The sequence below is a fragment of the Ligilactobacillus araffinosus DSM 20653 genome, assembly GCF_001435375.1.
Lineage (GTDB): Bacteria > Bacillota > Bacilli > Lactobacillales > Lactobacillaceae > Ligilactobacillus > Ligilactobacillus araffinosus.
In genome coordinates, this window is record NZ_AYYZ01000009.1 from 1 (window position 1) to 2,798 (window position 2,798).

Below are 2,798 nucleotides of genomic sequence, written 5' to 3' on the forward strand. Positions count from 1 at the left end.
CAAGCGTAATGCTGATTGACGTCTTATCTAATTTCTATCTCTCTTTTTTTATTTGATTATCATTCACTCGATTATTCAATTAAAAAATACTTCAAGCTTGCGTTACTACCTTTTTCCAACGGCATCGCTTTTTTTACTTCGTGCGGGGCTTAAAAACGCTCATTTCTTCACGTTTTTCGCTCCTACTCGTTCAAACGCTTTGCGTTTCCAAACGTCCGTTACTCATTTTTGAACTATTTTTTAATAAAATATTCTTTGCCATTATCACCAAATAAAACAGACCTAAATCTATTCAATGCGTCAGGATACGCAATTTTTCGCTTCTTTGCCCAGGCTTTTATGTCTTTCCCTTCATAGATCACAACATTATTCATATCAATTTGATTGTTTTCCGCGTCCATATTGACATTTTCATGTTTTGAAGAAAATTCAAGTCCGTCTTCGCAGCTATCACATAAAAAAATATTATCATAGCCATAAAGCATCTTAAGCACCCCTATTCACCAATATCATTTGCTAATGCAACTGTACCGTGCAAGGAAACTTCGACTGTTGAATAATTCGATCCTTTAGAAGTTCGAGAATACACTTTTGCGTCAATAATATTCACAACTACATCTTTATCAATAAAATCATCAGAAATCACTTCATCAGTTGCAATTACAAAGTCACCAACAAAGCTTTGATGACGATCAAATTCGATCGTTACGTTAGAACCAATAATTTCATCAGTCACTTTATTATCAACATATTTTTTTCGTGGACGAACATCAGTAACAAACAAACGAGAATTATTTAAAATATCAACTCCTGCTTCTGTAATTCCAACATAGTCACCAATATTAAATTTTTTAGCCATTGTAATGACTCCTTTCATTAATGATTTTTTACATTTTCAATGTATCAAAAAGTGAATGATTTTTGGGGCATTTTTACATTTATTTTTCTAAACAATAAAAAAAGTAGATATTATCTTTAATATCTACTTAAAAAGTCTTTGCCACCAATGATTTTTCGATTTTGTTTCTAATAACTTAATTTTTTCATTTTGTTGTAATTGAAGTTGTTGACTTTGATTTAATAATACTTGCAATTTTTCTATCTGCTTATCTTTTTCTTCTAATTGCTTTTTTAAAACTTCAATAACATCATCACTAATTTTATCCTGCTTATCTTTTTTACCTTTACTATTTTGTTTTAACTGCAAATAGCCCTCATGATTAATAACAATAGTAAGCCGATTACTAATTTTCTTTCTACTAGTAAACTTCTTTCTAAAATCATTAGTCATTTTTTGTTGAATAGCAGCTTTAGAAACACCTAATTCATCAGCAATTTGTTTTATTGTATATTCTTTTTGTTCACTCATTTATAATTCACCTAACTATTAAATTACTGATAACTTACTAGTAAAACTTATCTATTTCACTTACTGTTCATTTTTCTTTTTCTTTAATTGATATTTATAAGCATTCACTGCACGTTCTGCAACCTTTTGATCGTGTTCATATTGTTTATCAAGTTGTTTTTGTTTTTCTTCTTTCATTCGCTGTTCTTCACGTTCATCTCTCTTTTTAAAATGAATTGAACGAATAAATGATTCAACAATTTTTAAAGAATTATCTGCTAATAATGGAAACCAGTCATCCGCACGATTATCAACAGCGTATGCAATTAAATCTGATACTTCTTCTATTTGATTATCACGAATAAAATCAATCATCTCATGAATCAGATCATATCTTTGCATACTACTACTAGCAAATGCTTTTCCAATATCAAAACCGCAATGCTCTTTCAATTCTGTCCTACTATATTGATACTTCTCAGGATTATCAATATGAATAAAATATCTAATCATGCCTCGCAGGTCATGAACTTTCTGAGGATTTGTACCACCAACATTTTCCTGTGTAAGATTTTTCACTTGGCGATATGATTTCTTCGAACCAAATTTTAATAAAATATGCCAATGCGATTTTTTCTTTGTTCCGTCAGGGTTAACGTCCTTATCATGTAATGGACTTTCAAGCCACGGAATATGCAAATCATCTAACTTTTGACGCCAATCTTGCTTTGCACTTTCAGGATAAACAATAAATGTCCAATTTCTTACACGTTTATCTTTTTTATCTTGTTTATTATTATTATTAGTCATGTTATAATTAACCTCGTTCAATCAAATATTTACAAACCTGCTCTGACCGCCCGTCAGAGTTATTTTTTTATTCAAATTTTTCAATTGCCAACGAAACCACAGCCGATTTTGAAATTCCTTTTTCATCCGAAATTTCCTCCAATCGTTTTAACATTTTTTCATTCAAAGTAATTTGAATTCTTTTCTTACCTTCTTTAACCATAATAAAAACCTCCTGTCATTTATACACATAATTATATCATAAATGACACACTTGTAAATCACTTATTAAAATGAAAACGCTAAACGCTTACTGAGAGTTGATACTCACAGTTTTTCACCTCATAATCCTTACTCTCCCAAGGGATAACACATTTTTACCGATGGCACGTGGCCACCTAGGGGGGCGTCGTAGTAGCCCCCCTAGGCATGCCAATTTCAATTTTATTTTCGTTTTCTGGCTACTCGCCAGACTCGGGAGCTGATGGCAGCTCCACCCCATTACCCCCGCCTAAAGGGGCGCGGAAAACAGCAAAGCTCTTTTCCTATTTGTTCATGGTCTTATTACACAAAAGACATCAATCATTGCCTTGTCTGCAAGCAGACAAGCGTAATGCTGATTGACGTCTTATCTAATTTCTATCTCTCTTTTTTTATTTGA

General features: G+C 32.0%; 5 protein-coding genes. All 5 read right to left on the bottom strand.

Annotation, left to right across the window (positions count from 1 at the left end; translation table 11 throughout):
• Positions 1-233 precede the first annotated feature (233 nt).
• The 5 genes from FC64_RS01800 to FC64_RS07300 all read right to left on the bottom strand — a co-directional run bounded on the left by FC64_RS01800 (position 234) and on the right by FC64_RS07300 (position 2,360).
• Entirely contained in the window at positions 234-485 is a 252-nt protein-coding gene (locus FC64_RS01800; protein ID WP_057906271.1) for a hypothetical protein, read from the bottom strand.
• A gap of 11 nt (positions 486-496) precedes the next feature.
• On the bottom strand, positions 497-859 hold the full coding sequence (locus FC64_RS01805; protein ID WP_057906272.1) for a hypothetical protein: 363 nt from the start codon (positions 857-859) through the stop codon (positions 497-499).
• Between the two features lie 123 nt (positions 860-982).
• Positions 983-1,369: a hypothetical protein gene (locus tag FC64_RS01810; RefSeq protein ID WP_057906273.1), complete on the bottom strand. Its 387-nt coding sequence runs from the start codon at positions 1,367-1,369 to the stop codon at positions 983-985.
• A gap of 60 nt (positions 1,370-1,429) precedes the next feature.
• Complete coding sequence (locus FC64_RS01815; protein ID WP_081035605.1) at positions 1,430-2,158, bottom strand: replication protein; 729 nt, start codon at positions 2,156-2,158, stop codon at positions 1,430-1,432.
• Between the two features lie 67 nt (positions 2,159-2,225).
• Positions 2,226-2,360 (bottom strand): ribbon-helix-helix domain-containing protein, encoded by a 135-nt coding sequence (locus FC64_RS07300; protein WP_081035606.1) that lies wholly within the window; start codon positions 2,358-2,360, stop codon positions 2,226-2,228.
• Positions 2,361-2,798: the final 438 nt, after the last annotated feature.

Coding starts and splice junctions, on each gene's coding strand:
- FC64_RS01800 (WP_057906271.1), bottom strand. CDS start 485: ATGCTTTATGGCTATGATAATATTTTTTTATGTGATAGCTGCGAAGAC.
- FC64_RS01805 (WP_057906272.1), bottom strand. CDS start 859: ATGGCTAAAAAATTTAATATTGGTGACTATGTTGGAATTACAGAAGCA.
- FC64_RS01810 (WP_057906273.1), bottom strand. CDS start 1,369: ATGAGTGAACAAAAAGAATATACAATAAAACAAATTGCTGATGAATTA.
- FC64_RS01815 (WP_081035605.1), bottom strand. CDS start 2,158: ATGACTAATAATAATAATAAACAAGATAAAAAAGATAAACGTGTAAGA.
- FC64_RS07300 (WP_081035606.1), bottom strand. CDS start 2,360: ATGGTTAAAGAAGGTAAGAAAAGAATTCAAATTACTTTGAATGAAAAA.